Source organism: Mycolicibacterium hippocampi (assembly GCF_010723735.1).
In the GTDB taxonomy this organism is placed as follows: Bacteria; Actinomycetota; Actinomycetes; order Mycobacteriales; family Mycobacteriaceae; genus Mycobacterium; species Mycobacterium hippocampi.
On the sequence record NZ_BLLB01000002.1, the window covers coordinates 2,546,897 to 2,563,813 of the forward strand.

Sequence of the window (16,917 nt, forward strand, 5' to 3'; positions counted from 1 at the left end):
CGGGTCGTGCCCGGACAGTCGTCGAACTGTTCACCGTATCTCTTGGACCAGACCAGTTCCGGCACGATGTCGCAAAGTGACCAAATGCCCTGGTCACTCCTCAGCAACAGAGGAAGATGGTTTCGGTGAACCCGGACATCGACGCCGTGCTGCGGCGCTATGGCTTCGACGGCACCCGGCTGATCGACATCCTCTGGGACATCCAGAATCTGTACGGCTACATTCCCGATGACCACCTCCCGCCGATGGCGACCGCGTTGAACCGGACTGCACGTGACATCGCGGAGACGGCGTCGTTCTACCACTTCTTCCACACCGAGCCGTCAGGCAGGTACCGCATTTTTCTGAGCAACACGGTGATCGCCAAATCACGCGGATACCAGGCGGTGCACGACGCGCTGGAGCATGAGACAGGGGTCCGCTTCGGCGAGACCGGGACAGGGATGTTCGGCCTGTTCGAGACGCCGTGCATCGGGCTCAGTGACCAGGAGCCGGCGATGTTGCTCGACGACGTGGTGTTCACCCGGGTGACGCCCGACAGCGTCGCAGACATCATCGGCCAGTTGAAGACGGGCAGAACCCCCGCGGACATCGCCAACCCGGCCGGGCTTCCCGCTGACGACGTCGGCTATGTCGACAGCCTGGTGGAGTCCAACGTCCACACCCGCGGCCCGGTGTTCTTCTGCGGTCAGGTCGATCACCAGGTGACACTGAAGCGCTGCCTCGCCGGTACCCCTGAGCAGATCATCGACGCCATCACCGAGTCAGGGCTGCGCGGATACGGGGGTGCCGGCTTCGCCACCGGGCTGAAGTGGCGGCTGTGCCGGGCTGCGCCGGGCGCCGACAAATATGTCATCTGCAACGCCGACGAGGGTGAACCCGGCACGTTCAAGGACCGGGCGCTGCTCACCCGCTCACCCAAGGACGTTTTCACCGGTATGGTCGTCGCCGCCTACGCGATCGGCGCCAGGCACGGGATCATCTATCTACGAGCCGAATACATCTACCTCCGGCGGTATCTGGAACGCCAGCTGCAGGAACTCCGCGACGACGGACTCCTCGGATCCGATGTCGGTGGGCTGCCGGGCTTCGATTTCGACATCCGCATCCAGATGGGCGCCGGCGCCTACGTCTGTGGCGAAGAGTCCGCACTGATCGAATCCTGCGAGGGCAACCGGGGGACACCGCGGCTGAAACCGCCCTACCCGATCCAGCAGGGATACCTCGGCAACCCCACCTGCGTGAACAACGTCGAAACCTTTGCTGCCGCAGGTCGGGTCGCGGCCGAAGGCGCCGAATGGTTCCGCAGTATGGGTACACCCACCTCGGCAGGCACGCGCCTGCTGAGCGTCGCCGGCGACTGCGGCCGACCGGGCGTCTACGAGGTCGAATGGGGTATCACCCTCGACGAAGTGCTGGCCATGGTCGGCGCCCAGGACGCTCGGGCGGTCCAGATCAGTGGCCCTTCGGGGGAGTGCCTCTCGGTGAAGGCCGACGGTCACCGCCGGATCGCGTACGAAGACATCCCCTGCAACGGCGCCGTCACCGTCTTCGATGCCACCCGCGACCTGCTCGACTGCGTCAAGGACTACACCCGGTTCTTCCGCGACGAATCCTGCGGCATCTGTGTTCCGTGCCGGGCGGGCACCGTCGATCTGCACGAGAAGATGGAGCGCATCCTCGCGGGTGTCGCGGTCCAGAGCGACCTGGACGACGCGGCCAGTTGGGGAGCCCTGGTCCAAAGGACCAGCCGGTGTGGACTCGGGGCCACCGCAGCCAATCCGATCCTGACGAGTCTGAACAAGTTTCCGGAGATGTATCGCAGCAGGCTGCGGGGCGGGGAGACAGACGTCCTGCTGCCGTCGTTCGACCTCCAGGCGGCCCTCGCCGGATACGGCGATGCACTCACCGAATTGGGAACGGATCCGACGACATGAGCATCCGAATCGAGATCGACGGAACTCCGGTGTCCACCGAGGAGAATCGCGTCCTGGTCGATGTCGCCGCGGAGGCAGGTGTGTACATCCCGACACTGTGTTACCTCGAGGGCAAACCATGCCTGGGGACCTGCCGGGCGTGCTCGGTCAAGGTGGACGGCGTCGTGGTCGCGGCGTGCACGGTTCGGGTGCGCGACGGGATGATCGTCGAGGTCGACGAACCGGAGACCAAAGACATGCGGAAGGCATTGGTGGAGTTGCTCTTCACCGAGGGCAACCACAACTGTCCGAGTTGCGAGAAGAGCGGCCGCTGCACTCTCCAGGCGGTCGGCTACGAGGTGGACATGCTGGTGTCCCGCTTCCCGTACCGGTTCCCGGTGCGCGAACGCGACCACGCGTCCGAGCGGATCTGGCTCGAGCGGGATCGCTGCATCTTCTGCCAACGGTGCGTGGAATTCGTCCGCGACGACGACGGGCAGAAGATCTTCAGCATCAGCCACCGCGGTCGCGAGTCGCGCATCGAAGTTGATGCCGAAAGGGCCGACGCCATGCCGATCGAGCAGGTCCGCTACGCGGTGGAGATCTGTCCGGTAGGCGCCATCCTGGAAAAGGGGGTCGGATACGACGTGCCCATCGGCCGCCGCAAGTACGAAGTGAAATCCGTTCGCGACCGGGCCCTCGACCCGGCAGACGAGTCAGAGGCACCGTGACCGAGGAAACCAGGTCGGACCAACTACCCAAGACGCCACCCGATCCTGCCCTGTCGGCGGGCCGCGACGGCAAGATCAACGTGGCGATGATCAGTCTGTGCGGCTGCTGGGGATGCACCCTGTCGTTTCTCGACATGGACGAGCGGATCGTGCCGCTGTTGACGAAAGTCACCATTCACCGGTCCTCGCTCACCGACATCAAACGGATCACCGAACGCTGCGCCATCGGGTTCATCGAAGGTGGTGTCGCCAACGAGGACAACATCGAGACACTGCGCCATTTCCGGGAGAACTGTGATGTGCTCATCTCCGTCGGCGCCTGTGCCGTCTGGGGCGGCATCCCGGCGATGCGCAATGTCTTCGAGTTGAAAGACTGTCTGGCGGAGGCCTATCTCGACTCGCCGACAGCGGTCCCGGGCGCCGAACGTGTTGTCCCCTCCCATCCGGACATCCCCCGGATCACCACCAAGGTCCACCCCTGTCACGAGGTGGTCGAGATGGATTACTTCATCCCCGGCTGCCCCCCGGACGCGGACGCCATCTTCACCGTCCTCGACGACCTGATACACGGTCGACCGGTCGTGTTGCCCCGCTCGCTGAACCACTACGACTGACCTCGGAGACCCGCGTGAGCAGAAAACTCGTCATCGACCCGGTCACTCGGATCGAGGGGCACGGCAAGGTGACCGTGAACCTCGACGACGACGGCAACGTCGTCGATGCCCGGCTGCACGTCGTCGAGTTCCGCGGATTCGAGAAGTTCGTACAGGGCCATCCGTTCTGGGAGGCGCCGATGCTGATGCAGCGCATCTGCGGAATCTGTTTTGTCAGCCACCACCTCTGTGGCGCAAAGGTTCTCGACGACATCGTCGGCGTCGGTGTGCACTCGGCAACCGGGATCACGCCGACGGCCGAGAAGATCCGCCGTCTGGGCCACTACGCGCAGATGCTGCAATCCCATGCGACGGCGTACTTCTACCTCGTTGTCCCCGAGATGATGTTCGGGATGGACGCCGCGCCCGAGCAGCGCAACCTACTCGGCCTCGTCGAGGCCAACCCCGAACTCATGCGACGGGTGATCATGCTGCGCAAGTGGGGTCAGGAGGTCATCAAGACCGTCTTCGGGAGGAGGATGCACGGCATCAATTCGGTGCCGGGAGGTGTCGACAAGAATCTCAGTCGTGCCGAATGTGACCGGCTGCTCAACGGCGAGGACGGTTTGCCATCGCTCGACGAGGTACTCGACTACGCCCAGGACGGCCTTCGCCTGTTCTACGACTTCCACGAGAAGAACCGCAGCCAGGTGGACGCTTTCGCGAACGTTCCGGCTCTGAACATGTCCCTGGTCGACGCCGGCGGCAACGTGGACTATTACCACGGGGCACTGCGGATCGTCGACGAGAACAAGCGCATCGTCCGTGAACTCGACTATCACGACTACCTCGACCACTTCTCGGAGGCTGTCGAACCGTGGAGTTACATGAAGTTCCCCTTCCTGAAGGAGCTTGGTCGGGAGAAGGGCTCGGTTCGGGTAGGCCCGCTCGCGCGGATGAACGTCACGAACTCCCTGCCGACCCCACTCGCGCAGCAGGCGTTGGAGCGCTTCCACGCCTACACCGCCGGCGCACCGAACAACATGACGCTGCACACGAACTGGGCGCGGACCATCGAAGTGCTCCACGCCGCGGAACTGATCGAACAGCTGCTGCGCGACCCCGACCTGCAGAAGGAAGACCTAGTAGTGACACCCGCGGCGGGCGACTGGGTCGGTGAGGGTGTCGGCGTCGTGGAAGCCCCTCGTGGCACGCTGCTGCATCACTACCGCGCCGGCGCGGAAGGCGACATCACCTTCGCCAACCTCATCGTGGCGACCACACACAACAACCAGGTCCTCAACCGCACGGTGCGTTCGGTGGCCGAGGACTACCTGGTGGGCCACGGCGAGATCACCGAAGCGATGATGAACGCCATCGAGGTCGGGATTCGGGCGTTCGACCCCTGTCTGAGTTGCGCGACGCACGCGTTCGGGCAGATGCCGCTGATCGTCACCGTCGAAGGGCCGGCGGGCAACGTGATCAACGAGCGTGTTCGGTCGTGAACCTCGACGAGTACGACGACGACTCCTGCCTGATCTACGGGATCGGCAACGTGGGCCGACAGGACGACGGCCTGGGTTGGGCCTTCATCGACTGGCTCGAGGCGAACGGACACTGCCCGAGTGCCCAGCTGCAGCGCAACTACCAGCTGCTACTCGAGGACGCCGAACTGCTCAGCACCAAGAGGCGGGTGCTGTTCATCGACGCCACCAAAGACGAAGCGGTACAGTCGTTCACGCTACAGCGGGCGGTGCCGAAAATGGACTTCACGTTCACCTCCCACGCCATCTCGATCCCCGCGATCATGGCGACCTGTCAGCAGTGCTTCCAGCGCCTGCCGGAGGTGCACGTCCTGGCGATCAGGGGGTTCGAGTTCGAACTCGAGATCGGTTTGACCATGGCGGCGCAGCGCAACCTCGAAGACGCGACGGCCTATCTCTCGTCGCAGCGCTCAGATCGACTACCGGCAAGCTAGTTGTCGGTTGGTGGTGGTGGTTGGTAGGGGGTGTACCACTTCCATTGGGCGCGTTCGCCGGTCGGTCCTCGGTAGGGGGCGACGGCCGGGGGTGGCGTAGTGGGTGGTCGGGCCAGGGATCCCGACCTGAGTTCCTGGCCGTCGTTGTCGGTGACTGTGAGGCGGTGCGCAGGTCCGGTGAGGGTGATCACGCCGAGGTGGTGCATGCGGTGGTGGTAAGGGCAGAGCAAGACCAGGTTGTCGAGTTCGGTGGGGCCGCCGTCTTCCCAGTGCCGCAGGTGATGGGCGTGCAGGCCGCGGGTGGCGCCGCAGCCGGGGACCACGCAGCAGCGGTCGCGGTGCTCCAACGCCCGGCGTAGCCGCCGGTTGACGGTGCGGGTGGCCCGCCCGGCGCCGATGACGCGGCCGTGGCGTTCGAACCACACCTCACAGGTGGCATCACAGAGCATCATGCGGCGTTCGCTGTCGGACAGCAGCGGCCCCAGATGCAGCGACGCGACCTGCTGGTCGACGTCGACGAGCATCACCGCGGTGGTGCGTTGGCCGTGCGGCCGGCGCGCCACCTCGGTGTCCCAGCCGGCTTCAACCAGGCTCATGAACGCATCCGCGGTGCTCGGCAGCGGCGGCGCCTGATCCGACACCCGACTGCCGGTGTTGTGGTGGTGTTTCCAGTCGGCGGCCAGCGCCTCGAGGTGGGAGGCCAGCGCGGCGTCGACGACCGCGGCTTCGTCGTGCGGGAGCCGGATCCGGTAGGTGGCGTGGGTGTCGTCGCCGGTTTTGATGACCGACCGCTCCCACACCGGGTCGGGCTCCGGTTGGGGTTGCGGCTTGGGTTCGGGTTTGGGTCGGGGGGCGGCTTTGAGGGCGGTGTGTAGTTGGGTGACCGTCGCCGATTCGGCCAGCTGCGCGTAATGGGCGTCGGAGCCGGCGGCGGCGCGTCCGGCGATCACCCCGACCTGATCCAGTGACAATCGCCCGTCGCGTAACCCTCGGGTGCAGCGCGGAAACTCTGCGAGCCGGCCTGCGATGGTGGTGATGGTGTGCGCGTTGGTCGGTGAGGTGCCCAGTTTCCAGGCCACCAACCCGGCCACCGATCGGGCCCCGGTCAGACCGCAGAGTTCGTCGCGGTCGATCTCGGCGACGATCTCCACGATCCGACCATCGATCGCGTTACGCTGCCCCGCCAGCTCCGACAACTCGTCGAACAACACCTCAAGACGCTCCTTGGGAGCCAAAGAAGTTGCCGCCGAAGACATGCCACCATCAAAGCAGAAGCCACCGACAAGAAATCTCGCTCGGCCCCGCTCAGTCGGGAAACCGGACGGTGGTTCCGGGCATCAACTGAACGACGCGCCCGCGACACTCCACCTCGATGCCGGCGGCATCGCGGGGATCCACGCTGATGATCACGCCCTTGCCGCTGACCCGCAGGTGCAGGTGCAGTCCGCGGTAGTGGATCGGTATCGCCAGCACACCAAGTGATTCCGGCCAGTACGGCGACAGGATCAGTCGATCGGACCGGGTCTCCAGCCCGGTGAAGCAGCGCTGCATGAGGTCCACGGTGCCCGCCATCGCCGCGAGGTGGACACCCTCGGACGTGGTGCCGCCCTGGATGTCGGAGACGTCGGACTTCAGTGCCAGCTGGAAGAACTCCAGCGCGCGATCGCGGTTGGCCCGGGCGAGCACCCAGGTGTGCACCACTCCGCTGAGCGTGGACCCGTGTGAGGTGCGGGCCAGGTAGTAGTCCACCATCTCGGGCACCTGCTCGGGCAGGAAGCGGTACCCGAGCCGGTCGAGCAACTCGATGAGTTCGGTCGCCGACAACAGGTAGAGCAACATGAGAGCGTCGGCCTGTTTGGATGCCTTGTAGCGGTTGACGTCATCGCCCTCCGCTTCGAGGATGCGGTCCAGCCGCTGGATGTTGCCGTACTGCCCGCGAAGCCGGTCCCAATCCAGTTCCGCCAGCTCTCCGTAGCCCTCGAACTGGCTGATGACACCGGCGTGGAATGGGACGTGCATCCGCCTGCTGACCTGGTCCCAGTGCGCCAACTCCGCACTGCTCAACCCCAGGGACTCCATCAGATCAAGCCGATTCGGCAACGGCAGCAGGTTCAGCGCTTCGAGTGCCCGCATGATCACCCACACCGCCATGATGTTGGTGTAGGCGTTGTTGTCGATGCCGTCGTAAGGCGCCTCGGGGTAGCCGGAATGGAATTCGTCGGGACCGATCACGCCGTTGATACCGAACCGGTCAAGTGCTTCGTCGTGGTGGGCCAGGCTGACGAAGAACCGTGCGACCTCGACGATCAGCTCGGCGCCGTAGTCGATCAGATAGGCGAGATCGCCGGTGGCCTGATAGAACTGCCACGCGCTGTAGGCGACGGCGATGCCGATGTGGTGGGCGCGGGCGCTGGCATCCGGATTCCACCGGCCGCTTCGCGGATTGAGGTGTAACCGCTGACTCTCCTCGCGTCCGTCGCTACCCGACTGCCAGGGGAACATCGCGCCGGCATGACCGGCGGCGCGGGCAGCCTGGCGGGCTTCGGGCAAGCGTCGATAGCGGTAGCCGAGCAGCGAGCGGGTGATCATCGGGAAGCGCAGGTTGAACACCGGGTAGATGAACAGTTCGTCCCAGAAGATGTGGCCGCGATACGCCTCACCGTGCAATCCGCGGGCCGGCACCCCGACGTCGAGGTCGGCGGAGTTCGGAGACACGGTCTGCAGCAGGTGCAGCAGATGCAGGCGCAGGATTCGCACTTCGTCGGTGTAGTCGTCGAACTCGATCGACAGCCGCTCCCACAGATGCGCCCAGTCGGTCAGATGGCCGGCCAGCAGCTCGGCGAACCCGCCGAGCCGGGTGACCCAACGTTGGGCGTCGATTCCTGGTTCGGAGGTCGCCACGTCGCGGCCGGTGTAGACGGTGACGACCTTCTCCACCCGCACCTGCTCGCCGACCGACAGTTGGACTGCGATGTCGTGTCCGATCTCGGCGTGGTCACGAAACAGCTCGAACGCTGCGGGAACGGGCTCACCGTCGCGCCACACGTTGGTTCGCGCCGCCACCGCGACGGGGATGCGGGACTGGGTGGTCTGCACGGTCAACAGCACTGCATCGTCGGCGATCTCGCGCGCGTCCACCAACTCCAGATGCTCGTTTGCCAGGTCGCGATAGCGCTCGACCAGTGAGTTCGTCACGTTTCCGTCCACCGTGGAGCGGAACTCGATCGTTCCTGACCAGTTCTCGGCCGAGACCGTGGTCTCCAGCGCGCCGACGTGAGCCAGATGCATGGCCACGAACCGTCGCTGCGTCAGTGAGCTGGTCCGGCCGGCGCTGTCGAGGAAGCGAACTTCGCGAGTCAGCACCGCCCCGCGAAGATCCAGTGTCTGCCGGTACGCCAGAACGGTGACCGCGTCGATGTCGAACCAGTCGCCGCCGTCGATGCGGAAGGTCAACGGGAGCCAGTTGGGCAGGTTGACCAGGCTTTCGTTGTCGATCTCGGTTCCCGCCACGTTGTCGACGAGGCGGTTGAACACCCCGGCCGCGTAGGTGCCCGGGTAATGCACCTGCCCGGCCTTGGACTCCGGCGCCGCACCCCGGGTGGCGAAGTAGCCGTTTCCCAACGTGCACAATGCCTCCCGCAGTTTCTCGGTCTGCGGGTCGTAGCCATCAAAAACGTAGTCCCACGCCTCACCTGAGACCTTCTGTTCGTACGCCAGCCACTGTGCCCCGCGGTGGATGAACTCGCGTACCTGGTCAGGGCTCTGCAGGGTGAAGTGCGCAGCGGTCTTGCGGTCACCGTCCTCGTCGTGTTGCACGACGATGCCCACCCCATCGAATCCGACCGCGTCGAAGGCGTCTTCGTCGGTGAGGTCGTCGCCGATGTAGATCGGCATGAGTGAACCGCTCGGATCGACACGGTCGCGGATCCAGGCCAGCGTGGTGCCCTTGTCCCAGTCGATGTCGGGCCGGAGCTCGACAAGCATCCGCCCGCTCGTCACGCGGAGTCCCGACTGTGCTGCGAGCTGCTTTGTCGCCGAGATGATCTCGCCCACATATTCCGGAGCCACCTCACGGTAGTGCACCGCGACGGCAAAGTGCTTGTTCTCGACCCGCACGCCCCTGATGTGAGCCAGGGACCGGTTCAGCTCGGTGGCGGCGTGCTCGAGGGCGGGCACGGACGCGGCTGCCGCGTCGTTGCAGTGGTACGTACCGTCCGGCCCGGTCAGCTCGAACCCGTGGCTGCCGGCGTACCACAAGCCGGGGATGCCGATGCGGTCGCTGATGTCCGCGAGGCCGCGGCCGCTCAGCACGGCCACCGGACACACCTCGGACACCAGCTTCAAGGCCTCTGCCGCGCCCTCGACGAGGCCGGCCGCGCCGGGATCGGACACGATCGGAGACAGCGTGCCGTCGAAGTCCAGGAACAGCATCGACCGGCGCATGCTGGTGATGCCGACGAGCTGGCCGTACGAGGCCAGGGCGTTGGGCAGTTCCGAGATCCGCCGGTCACCCGTGCGGACGGTGATGTCGGCCAGCTCGTCGAGTACGACGTCGGCACCCTGGCGGGCCAACTCGTCGGCGCTACCGATGCCGTCGATGCCGACGATCAGTGCGAACCCGCCGGCGCGACCGGCTGCCACGCCGGCAGCGGAGTTTTCGACGACAACACACCGCTGTGGCCGCACCCCGAGTTGCCGGGCAGCTTCCCGAAGCACTGTGGGATCGGGTTTGTCGATCGTTCCGCGTTCACCGGCGGCGCCCCCGATGTAAACGCTGAACAGGTCGTCGATGCCGGCGGCCTCGAGAGCGTGGCGGCACTGTGGACTCGACGAGTAGGCGGCCAGCGCGACGCCGATGCCCCGCAGCTTTGCGGCCAGGTCGACAGTCGCCCCGAACAACGGCGCTTCACTGGTCAGCGCGCCATCGAGGTCCAGCAACACCGCATCGTGGTATCGCGGGTCGATGATGACCGGAAGCTTCATGGCACCGGCACGAGCTGTTGTTCCAACTCCAGCACTTGCCGGGTGGTCTTGACCACGGTGTCCGGATTCAGGCTCATCGAATCGATGCCCAGCCTCACCAGGAATTCCGCCATGTCCGGGTAGTCCGACGGCGCCTGGCCGCACAGCCCCGAATGAATACCGTTGCGGCGGCAACCTTCCACGGCCAACCTGATCATCTCCTTGACGCCCTCGTCGCGTTCGTCGTAGTCGAATGCCACGACCTCGCTGTCCCGATCGACCCCGAGGGTGAGTTGGGTCAGGTCGTTGGAACCGATGGAGAAGCCGTCGAAGCGCTTGGCGAACTCGTCGATCAGGATGACGTTGTTCGGGATCTCACACATCGCATACACCTCGAGTCCGTTCTCGCCGCGCTTCAACCCGAGGTCCGCCATGGTCTGCAGCACGAGGTCCGCTTCGGCGACACGACGCACGAAGGGCAGCATCAGGATGACGTTGGTCAGGCCCATCTTGTCTCGCACCCGTTGCATGGCGCGGCATTCGAGCGCAAAACCCTCGGCGTAGGACGGGTGCGCGTACCGCGAGGCGCCGCGGAACCCGAGCATCGGGTTGCTCTCCGACGGCTCGAAACCGCGGCCGCCGACCAGACTGGCGTACTCGTTGGTCTTGAAGTCCGACATCCGCACCACCACAGGCTTGGGCCAGAAGGCCGCAGCGATGGTGCCTATGCCCTCGGACAGGCGCTCGACAAAAAACGCGCTGCCGTCGGAATAGCCCTCGATGAGACGATCGATGGTCCGGCGCGCTTCGGGGTCGTCGACCTGATCCGGATGCAGCAGCGCCAGCGGGTGCACCCGGATGTACTCGCTGATGATGAACTCCATCCGTGCAAGTCCCACACCGTCGTTGGGTAGAAACGACGTCTTGAACGCCAGGTCGGGGTTGCCCAGGTTGAGCATGATCTGCGTGCGGGGCCGGGCCATGTCACCGACCTCGGTACGGTCCACGTGGAAACTCAACGCGCCGTCGTACACCCGGCCGGTGTCTCCCTCGGCGCACGACACCGTCACCACCGCACCGTCGGGGACCTTCGTGGTGGCGTTGCCGGTGCCCACCACGGCCGGGATGCCGAGTTCGCGGGCGATGATCGACGCGTGGCAGGTACGACCACCACGGTTGGTGACGATCGCTGCGGCGGTCTTCATGACCGGCTCCCAGTCGGGGGTGGTGGTGTCGGCGACCAACACCTCACCGGGTTTGAACTGTGAGAGTTGCCCGAGGTTGTCGATGCGTCTGACCGCACCCGAGGCGATCCGTTCACCGACCGAGCGGCCTTCGGCGAGTGTTTCGCCGCCGCCTTCGAGCACGTAGGACTCCAGCGCGGTGACGCTGTGCTGGGAGGCAACGGTTTCGGGACGGGCCTGGACGATGTAGAGCTTTCCGTCGAGTCCGTCCTTGGCCCACTCCATGTCCATCGGCCGCCCGTAGTGCGCCTCGATGGCGCACGCGTAGCCGGCCAGTTCCAGGACGTCGGCGTCGTTGAGGCAGAACCGGGCACGGTCGGACTTCGGAGTGGGGATGTTGCGGGTGGTGTTCTTCGTCTCGCCCTCGACGAGGATCATCTTCACCGCCTTGTCGCCGAGCAGGCGACGCAGCACCGTACGGTGGCCGGCGAGATAGGTCGGCTTGTGCACGTAGAACTCGTCGGGGTCCACCGCGCCCTGCACCACGTTCTCGCCGAGTCCGTAGGCGCCCGTCACGAACACCGCGTCACGGAAGCCCGACTCGGTGTCCAGCGAGAACATCACCCCCGACGAGGAGATGTCGGAACGCACCATCTTCATCACCCCGATCGAGAGCGAGACCTTGAAGTGGTCGAAGCTCTGGTCGATGCGGTAATGGATCGCCCGGTCGGTGAAAAGGCTGGCAAAGCAGCGGCGGCAGGTGTCGAGCAGGCTCTCGTCGCCCTTGATGTTCAGGTAAGAATCCTGCTGACCGGCGAAGCTGGCGGTCGGCAGGTCCTCCGCGGTCGCCGAACTCCGTACCGCCAGGCTGACCTCTTCGCCGTACTCCTGCTGCAGCGCTCGGTAGCCCTCCAGGATCTGGGCAGCCAAGTCGTCGGGAAGCCCGGCGCCGTAGACGATCTCGCGGGCGCGCTTGGCTTTGCGTGCCAGGGCTGCCACGTCGTCGGGGTCCAGATCGTCGAGTTCGGCATGTAGACGCTCCCAGGCGCCGGCCTCGTCCAGCATGTGGCGGTAGGCGGCGGCGGTGATGGCGAACCCGTGCGGCACACGCACGCCCTGTCCGGCCAGCTTCTGGAACATCTCGCCCAGCGAGGCGTTCTTGCCGCCGACCAGCGGCACGTCCTCGATGCCCATGTCTTCGAAAAAGCGAACATATTCAGACGTACCCATGACGTGTCCTCTCGTAGCGCAGCACCGGTGCCGCCATCCGACCTCAAACTCCCACAACCCAATCTGTGCAGACAGGGCCGAAGGTCCCCCCGCCCGGGCGTGACGCCCCCGGTGCGCACGACGTTGTGCCTTCGGGTTGAGGACTTGCGACCCTGCCGGGGTTGCCGTGCCTCGGGCAGGGTCACTGTATGGAGCGCCTGAGCATGCTTGACGCGAGCTTCCTCGAGGCCGAGGACTCCGATCCTCACGTCAGCCTCGCGGTCGGCGCCGTGTCGATCATCGAGGGCCCGGCGCCGGGCTACAGCGAGCTTGTGTCGGCGTTCGCCGAACGGGCTCAGAGCATTCCGCGCTGCACGCAGAAGCTGCACACCCTGCCCTTCGACCTCGGCGCGCCGGGATGGGTGGAGGACCCCCACTTCGACATCGGCCACCATGTGCACCACGTCGCCCTGCCGGAGCCGGGTGACGACGCCGAACTGTTCTCGATGGTCGGCTACATCATGGAGCAGAGGCTCGACCGCGAGCGCCCGTTGTGGGAGTGCTGGGTCATCGAAGGTCTCGCCGAGGGTCGGTGGGCGACGCTGATGAAGATCCACCACTGCATCGCCGACGGCATCGCGACCGCGCAGATGCTCGCGAAGCTGAGCGACGGCGGCGCCGGTGAGACGTTCGCCGGCAACATCCGTGCGGCGCAGGAGACGGGGCCCTCGATCCTGGGACTGTTGCGGCCGAGGCTCAACCCGGTCAGCTGGGTGGGTGACGTCTGGCGCGCCACGCTCGCCGCCACCAGTGCTGCGGAGCACGCCGTGGTGGGGGCGGCCGAGCTGACCGCCCGAGTGCTCAGCGCGGGCCAGGAGTCCTCGCTGAACGGTCCGGTCACCCGGATGCGCCGATACAGTGCGGCCCTGGTGGATCTGTCCGTCATGAAGGACGTGTGCCGGGACTTCGACGTGACCCTCAACGACGTGGCGCTGGCTGCCATCACCAGCAGTTACCGGGCCATGCTGCTGAGCCGCGGTGAATCGCCGGGATCCCACGCGCTGCGCACCCTGGTTCCGGTGTCGATGCGCTCGGCGGATCACTTCGACGTCACCGACAATCGGGTATCGGCAATGCTGCCGTTGTTGCCGGTCGACGAACCCGACCCGGTCAAGCAGCTCGAGATCGTGCACCAACGGCTGACCGAGGCCAAGGGAAGTGGTCAACGAGAAGGAGCCAGCGCGGTGGTCGCGGCCGCCGGGAACCTTCCGTTTGCGCTTTCGGCGTGGGCCATTCGCCTACTCACCCGGCTGCCGCAGAAGTCGGTGGCCGCGCTGGCGACCAACGTGCCCGGCCCCCGTGGCCGCCAACGGGTGCTGGGCCGGGAAGTGCTGGAGATTCTGCCGATACCGCCGATCGCGCTGCACCTGCGCACCGGTATCGCGATGCTCAGCTACGCCGGCCGGTTCTCTTTCGGCATCACCGCCGATTTCGACAGTGCCCCCGACGTCGACGCTCTCGCGCGCGGGATCGAGGATGCGGTGCGGTACCTGGCCAAAGTCGACGGCGACCGCTGATGGCGGAGTTCATGCGCAACAGCGATGCGTTCACCTGGGCGATGGAAACTGATCCCCGGCTGCGCTCGACGGTGGTCACGGTGATCGTCCTCGACCGATCGCCGGACTGGGATGAGGTGCGGGGTCGTTTCGAGGAGATCACACTCGCGGTACCGATGTTGCGCCAGCGCGTCGTGCCCTCCCCGCCGCCGGCGCCGCCGAGATGGGAGCACGCGCCGGACTTCGACCTGGACTTCCACATGCGACGGGTTACCGCGCCGGCGCCCGGCACCATGGACGCGGTGCTGGAGATGGCACGGGTCGCGGCGATGGAGGACTTCGACCGCGCACGCCCGCTATGGGAGGCCACGCTGATCGACGGTCTGGAAAACGATAGTGCGGCAGTGGTTCTGAAGTTCCATCACGCTCTCACAGACGGAGTCGGGGGAGTTCAGATCGGCATGATCCTTTTCGACCTGTCCGAAGCTCCGGAGCGGCACGGGCCGGTCGCGGCGCTGCCGGAGGTGCCACCGCCGCCGTGGCTGAGCGGTTATCGCGACACCGCGGGCTACGACGCGCGTGTGGTGGGCAACGCGCTGATAGGTGCGCTGAAAGCCGCGCCCAAGCTGGTTACGCAGAGCGTTCTGCGGCCGGTGGACACCGTGTCGTCGGCCGCCGGTTTGGTCGCCTCGGTCTACCGGACGGTGCGTCCGGTGAACCGGACCGGCTCGCCGTTGATGACTGACCGCAGCCTGGTCCGCCGCCTCGGCGTGCTCGAGGTCCCGTTTCCCCGACTTCGTTCCGCAGCGCACCGCGGGGGTGGCGCGCTGAACGACGCGTTTGTCGCCGGCGTCGCCGGAGGGTTGCGGCGATACCACGACAAGCACGGCGTCACGGTCGGCGACCTGCACCTGACGATGCCGATGAGCTTGCGGGAAGAAGGCGACGAGATCGGCGGCAACCGGATCACCATCATGCGGTTCGACGTTCCGGTCGGTGTCGCCGATCCGGCCGAGCGTATCCGTCAGATCCACGACATCACCGCCAGGGTCCGTCACGAGAAGTCGGTGCCCTACACCCAATGGATCGCCGGAGCGCTGAACATGATGCCGCGGTGGTACATCGGCTCGATCCTGCGCAACGTCGACTTCCTGTGCAGCGACGTGCCGGGAATCCCGGTGCCGGTGTTCCTCGGAGGCGCAAAGGTGCTGACCCAGTACGGCTTCGGCCCGACCATCGGCTCCGCGGTCAACGTCACGCTGTTGACCTACGTCGACGTCTGCACGCTGGGTATCGATGTTGACACCGGCGCGATCCCTGACTACGAGGTGTTCTTCGAGTGCCTGGTCGCCGGTTTCGACGAGGTGCTGGCGCTGGCCGACAGCGAAGCCTGACGGCTATCGCGCTCCTGTTGACCGTCGGGGATGCAGTGGCACCGGTTCGACGGTCAACGGTCCTCCGAGAACCTCGTTCGCCGGGTCGTGGTTCGGCATCGCGACCTCGACGACCCTGCGCTTGATCCCGAGTAGCAACCCCCGGGTGAGCATCGAGGTCAACGGACCGGCCAGTTCGACGCCGAGAACCTCCCCGGGATGCCGCAGTCGGGTGCGGGTGCGGACCAGCAGTCGGCAGCGGTCCTGCCAGCGGGGCAGCAGATGAAAGGACCACACGGTCTCCCAGGGGAACCCGGGCGGAGTGCCGCGCAGCACGAGGGTGCTCTGGTCGACGACCTGGTCGACGGTCAGGGTCAGCCCCTGCCGCAGACCCATCCAGCCGTCCGGTGCGAATCGGATAGTGTCGCCCGGCGCCAACCGTTGCCACTCCGGATGAATCCGGTTGGCCGTGTCGTAGTCCAGGCCGACGAGGTTCTCGACCGTCTCGAAACTGTAGAGGCCGCCGCGGTCTTGGCCGATCTGGACCAGCCACGGCCAGACCGACGCCGGCGGCGCATCGATCCATACGCCTTCGGTGGACTGGACCGACGGGGGGCGGATCAGCTCGTCGCCGGGGAGGCGCATGGCGCACTCTTCCTTGGTCGTGCCCCAATTGCGGTAGTACCGGCGTGCCGCATAGAGCACTGCCGCCGCTCCGGCGACCCGCGCCAGGTTTCCAGTCATGAACTCACTCTGCGAGCCCGCGAGCCGGTGAACTAGGGCCGGTAGTCCTCTGATGGTGGCCGATAGACACGCAGGGGCCGGTCACGGCGGCGACCGTCTCAACGCAGACCAACTACTCCACGGGCCGGGACTTCGGTCCCTAGTGACGCCCCCCGGCAAGTGGTCGGATCAAGGTACAAGTCATTCAATCTGAGGGGATGTCATGACCAATCTTCCTGTTCAACACCACCACCGCCGGTCGTTTTTTCCGGAGTTGTCCGAGCTCCTGGAGGGATTCCCGTCGTGGGCGAGCCTGCGGCCGACATTCGGCAACCACATCATTCGGGTCGAGGACGAGACCAAAGAGGGCAGCTACGAGGTACGTGCCGAGGTACCAGGGGTCGATCCCGCCAAGGACATCGACATCACGGTGAGTGACGGCGTCCTGACGATCAAGGCCGAGCGCAGCGAAAAGAAGGAGTCGAATGGGCGCTCCGAGTTCTCGTACGGGTCTTTCATGCGGTCGGTCACGCTGCCTGCAGGTGCCGACGAGGATGCCATCAAGGCGACTTACGACAAGGGCATCCTCACCGTATCGGTACCCGTTGCCGAGGCGGTTGCACCTGCCGAGAAGCACGTCACGGTCGAGTCCGCGGAATAGTCGATCTACGGTCTCGGCGCTACCGACGCTC

The 16,917-nt window shown here is 65.8% G+C and carries 12 protein-coding genes; 8 read left to right on the forward strand and 4 right to left on the reverse strand.

Annotated features, from left to right (window positions below; translation table 11 throughout):
- Positions 1-125: 125 nt before the first annotated feature.
- Genes G6N53_RS13395 through G6N53_RS13415 form a run of 5 tightly spaced genes read left to right on the forward strand, consistent with a single transcriptional unit; the run spans position 126 to position 5,218 of the window.
- Entirely contained in the window at positions 126-1,937 is a 1,812-nt protein-coding gene (locus G6N53_RS13395; RefSeq protein WP_237166514.1) for an NAD(P)H-dependent oxidoreductase subunit E, read from the forward strand.
- Positions 1,934-2,647: a 2Fe-2S iron-sulfur cluster-binding protein gene (locus G6N53_RS13400; protein ID WP_163889015.1), complete on the forward strand. Its 714-nt coding sequence runs from the start codon at positions 1,934-1,936 to the stop codon at positions 2,645-2,647. Before G6N53_RS13395 ends, G6N53_RS13400 begins: the two co-directional genes overlap by 4 nt.
- The gene (locus tag G6N53_RS13405) at positions 2,644-3,261 is read left to right on the forward strand and encodes an NADH-quinone oxidoreductase subunit B family protein (protein ID WP_163889017.1); all 618 of its coding nucleotides are present in this window, start codon (positions 2,644-2,646) and stop codon (positions 3,259-3,261) included. The genes G6N53_RS13400 and G6N53_RS13405 overlap by 4 nt, the downstream gene beginning before the upstream one ends.
- A 14-nt stretch (positions 3,262-3,275) precedes the next feature.
- The gene (locus tag G6N53_RS13410; RefSeq protein WP_163889019.1) at positions 3,276-4,745 is read left to right on the forward strand and encodes a Ni/Fe hydrogenase subunit alpha; all 1,470 of its coding nucleotides are present in this window, start codon (positions 3,276-3,278) and stop codon (positions 4,743-4,745) included.
- Entirely contained in the window at positions 4,742-5,218 is a 477-nt protein-coding gene (locus G6N53_RS13415; protein ID WP_163889021.1) for a hydrogenase maturation protease, read from the forward strand. The genes G6N53_RS13410 and G6N53_RS13415 overlap by 4 nt, the downstream gene beginning before the upstream one ends.
- Here the strand turns inward: G6N53_RS13415 and G6N53_RS13420 are convergent.
- Genes G6N53_RS13420 through ppsA form a run of 3 tightly spaced genes read right to left on the reverse strand, consistent with a single transcriptional unit; the run spans position 5,215 to position 12,594 of the window.
- Complete coding sequence (locus G6N53_RS13420; protein ID WP_163889024.1) at positions 5,215-6,474, reverse strand: HNH endonuclease signature motif containing protein; 1,260 nt, start codon at positions 6,472-6,474, stop codon at positions 5,215-5,217. The genes G6N53_RS13415 and G6N53_RS13420 overlap by 4 nt on opposite strands.
- Before the next feature lie 49 nt (positions 6,475-6,523).
- Positions 6,524-10,201: a trehalose-phosphatase gene (gene otsB / locus G6N53_RS13425; RefSeq protein ID WP_163889026.1), complete on the reverse strand. Its 3,678-nt coding sequence runs from the start codon at positions 10,199-10,201 to the stop codon at positions 6,524-6,526.
- Positions 10,198-12,594, reverse strand: coding sequence for a phosphoenolpyruvate synthase (gene ppsA, locus G6N53_RS13430; protein ID WP_163889027.1), 2,397 nt, complete (start codon positions 12,592-12,594; stop codon positions 10,198-10,200). The genes otsB and ppsA overlap by 4 nt, the downstream gene beginning before the upstream one ends.
- A 188-nt stretch (positions 12,595-12,782) precedes the next feature.
- Here ppsA and G6N53_RS13435 point away from each other — a divergent pair, with 188 nt between their 5' ends.
- Positions 12,783-14,150 carry a WS/DGAT/MGAT family O-acyltransferase gene (locus G6N53_RS13435; RefSeq protein WP_163889028.1) on the forward strand — a complete coding sequence of 456 codons (1,368 nt, stop codon included), beginning with the start codon at positions 12,783-12,785 and terminating at the stop codon, positions 14,148-14,150.
- Positions 14,150-15,523: a wax ester/triacylglycerol synthase domain-containing protein gene (locus tag G6N53_RS13440; protein ID WP_163889030.1), complete on the forward strand. Its 1,374-nt coding sequence runs from the start codon at positions 14,150-14,152 to the stop codon at positions 15,521-15,523. The genes G6N53_RS13435 and G6N53_RS13440 overlap by 1 nt, the downstream gene beginning before the upstream one ends.
- A gap of 3 nt (positions 15,524-15,526) precedes the next feature.
- Here the strand turns inward: G6N53_RS13440 and G6N53_RS13445 are convergent, their stop codons facing one another.
- Entirely contained in the window at positions 15,527-16,246 is a 720-nt protein-coding gene (locus G6N53_RS13445; protein ID WP_237166515.1) for an SRPBCC family protein, read from the reverse strand.
- A gap of 202 nt (positions 16,247-16,448) precedes the next feature.
- Here G6N53_RS13445 and G6N53_RS13450 point away from each other — a divergent pair, with 202 nt between their 5' ends.
- Complete coding sequence (locus G6N53_RS13450) at positions 16,449-16,886, forward strand: Hsp20/alpha crystallin family protein (RefSeq protein WP_163889033.1); 438 nt, start codon at positions 16,449-16,451, stop codon at positions 16,884-16,886.
- Positions 16,887-16,917 lie beyond the last annotated feature (31 nt).

Excerpts from the sequence above, each read along its gene's own strand:
- G6N53_RS13400 (WP_163889015.1), top strand. The coding sequence starts at position 1,934 with ATGAGCATCCGAATCGAGATCGACGGAACTCCGGTGTCCACCGAGGAG.
- G6N53_RS13420 (WP_163889024.1), bottom strand. The coding sequence starts at position 6,474 with ATGTCTTCGGCGGCAACTTCTTTGGCTCCCAAGGAGCGTCTTGAGGTG.
- otsB (WP_163889026.1), bottom strand. The coding sequence starts at position 10,201 with ATGAAGCTTCCGGTCATCATCGACCCGCGATACCACGATGCGGTGTTG.
- ppsA (WP_163889027.1), bottom strand. The coding sequence starts at position 12,594 with ATGGGTACGTCTGAATATGTTCGCTTTTTCGAAGACATGGGCATCGAG.
- G6N53_RS13435 (WP_163889028.1), top strand. The coding sequence starts at position 12,783 with ATGGAGCGCCTGAGCATGCTTGACGCGAGCTTCCTCGAGGCCGAGGAC.
- G6N53_RS13440 (WP_163889030.1), top strand. The coding sequence starts at position 14,150 with ATGGCGGAGTTCATGCGCAACAGCGATGCGTTCACCTGGGCGATGGAA.
- G6N53_RS13445 (WP_237166515.1), bottom strand. The coding sequence starts at position 16,246 with ATGACTGGAAACCTGGCGCGGGTCGCCGGAGCGGCGGCAGTGCTCTAT.
- G6N53_RS13450 (WP_163889033.1), top strand. The coding sequence starts at position 16,449 with ATGACCAATCTTCCTGTTCAACACCACCACCGCCGGTCGTTTTTTCCG.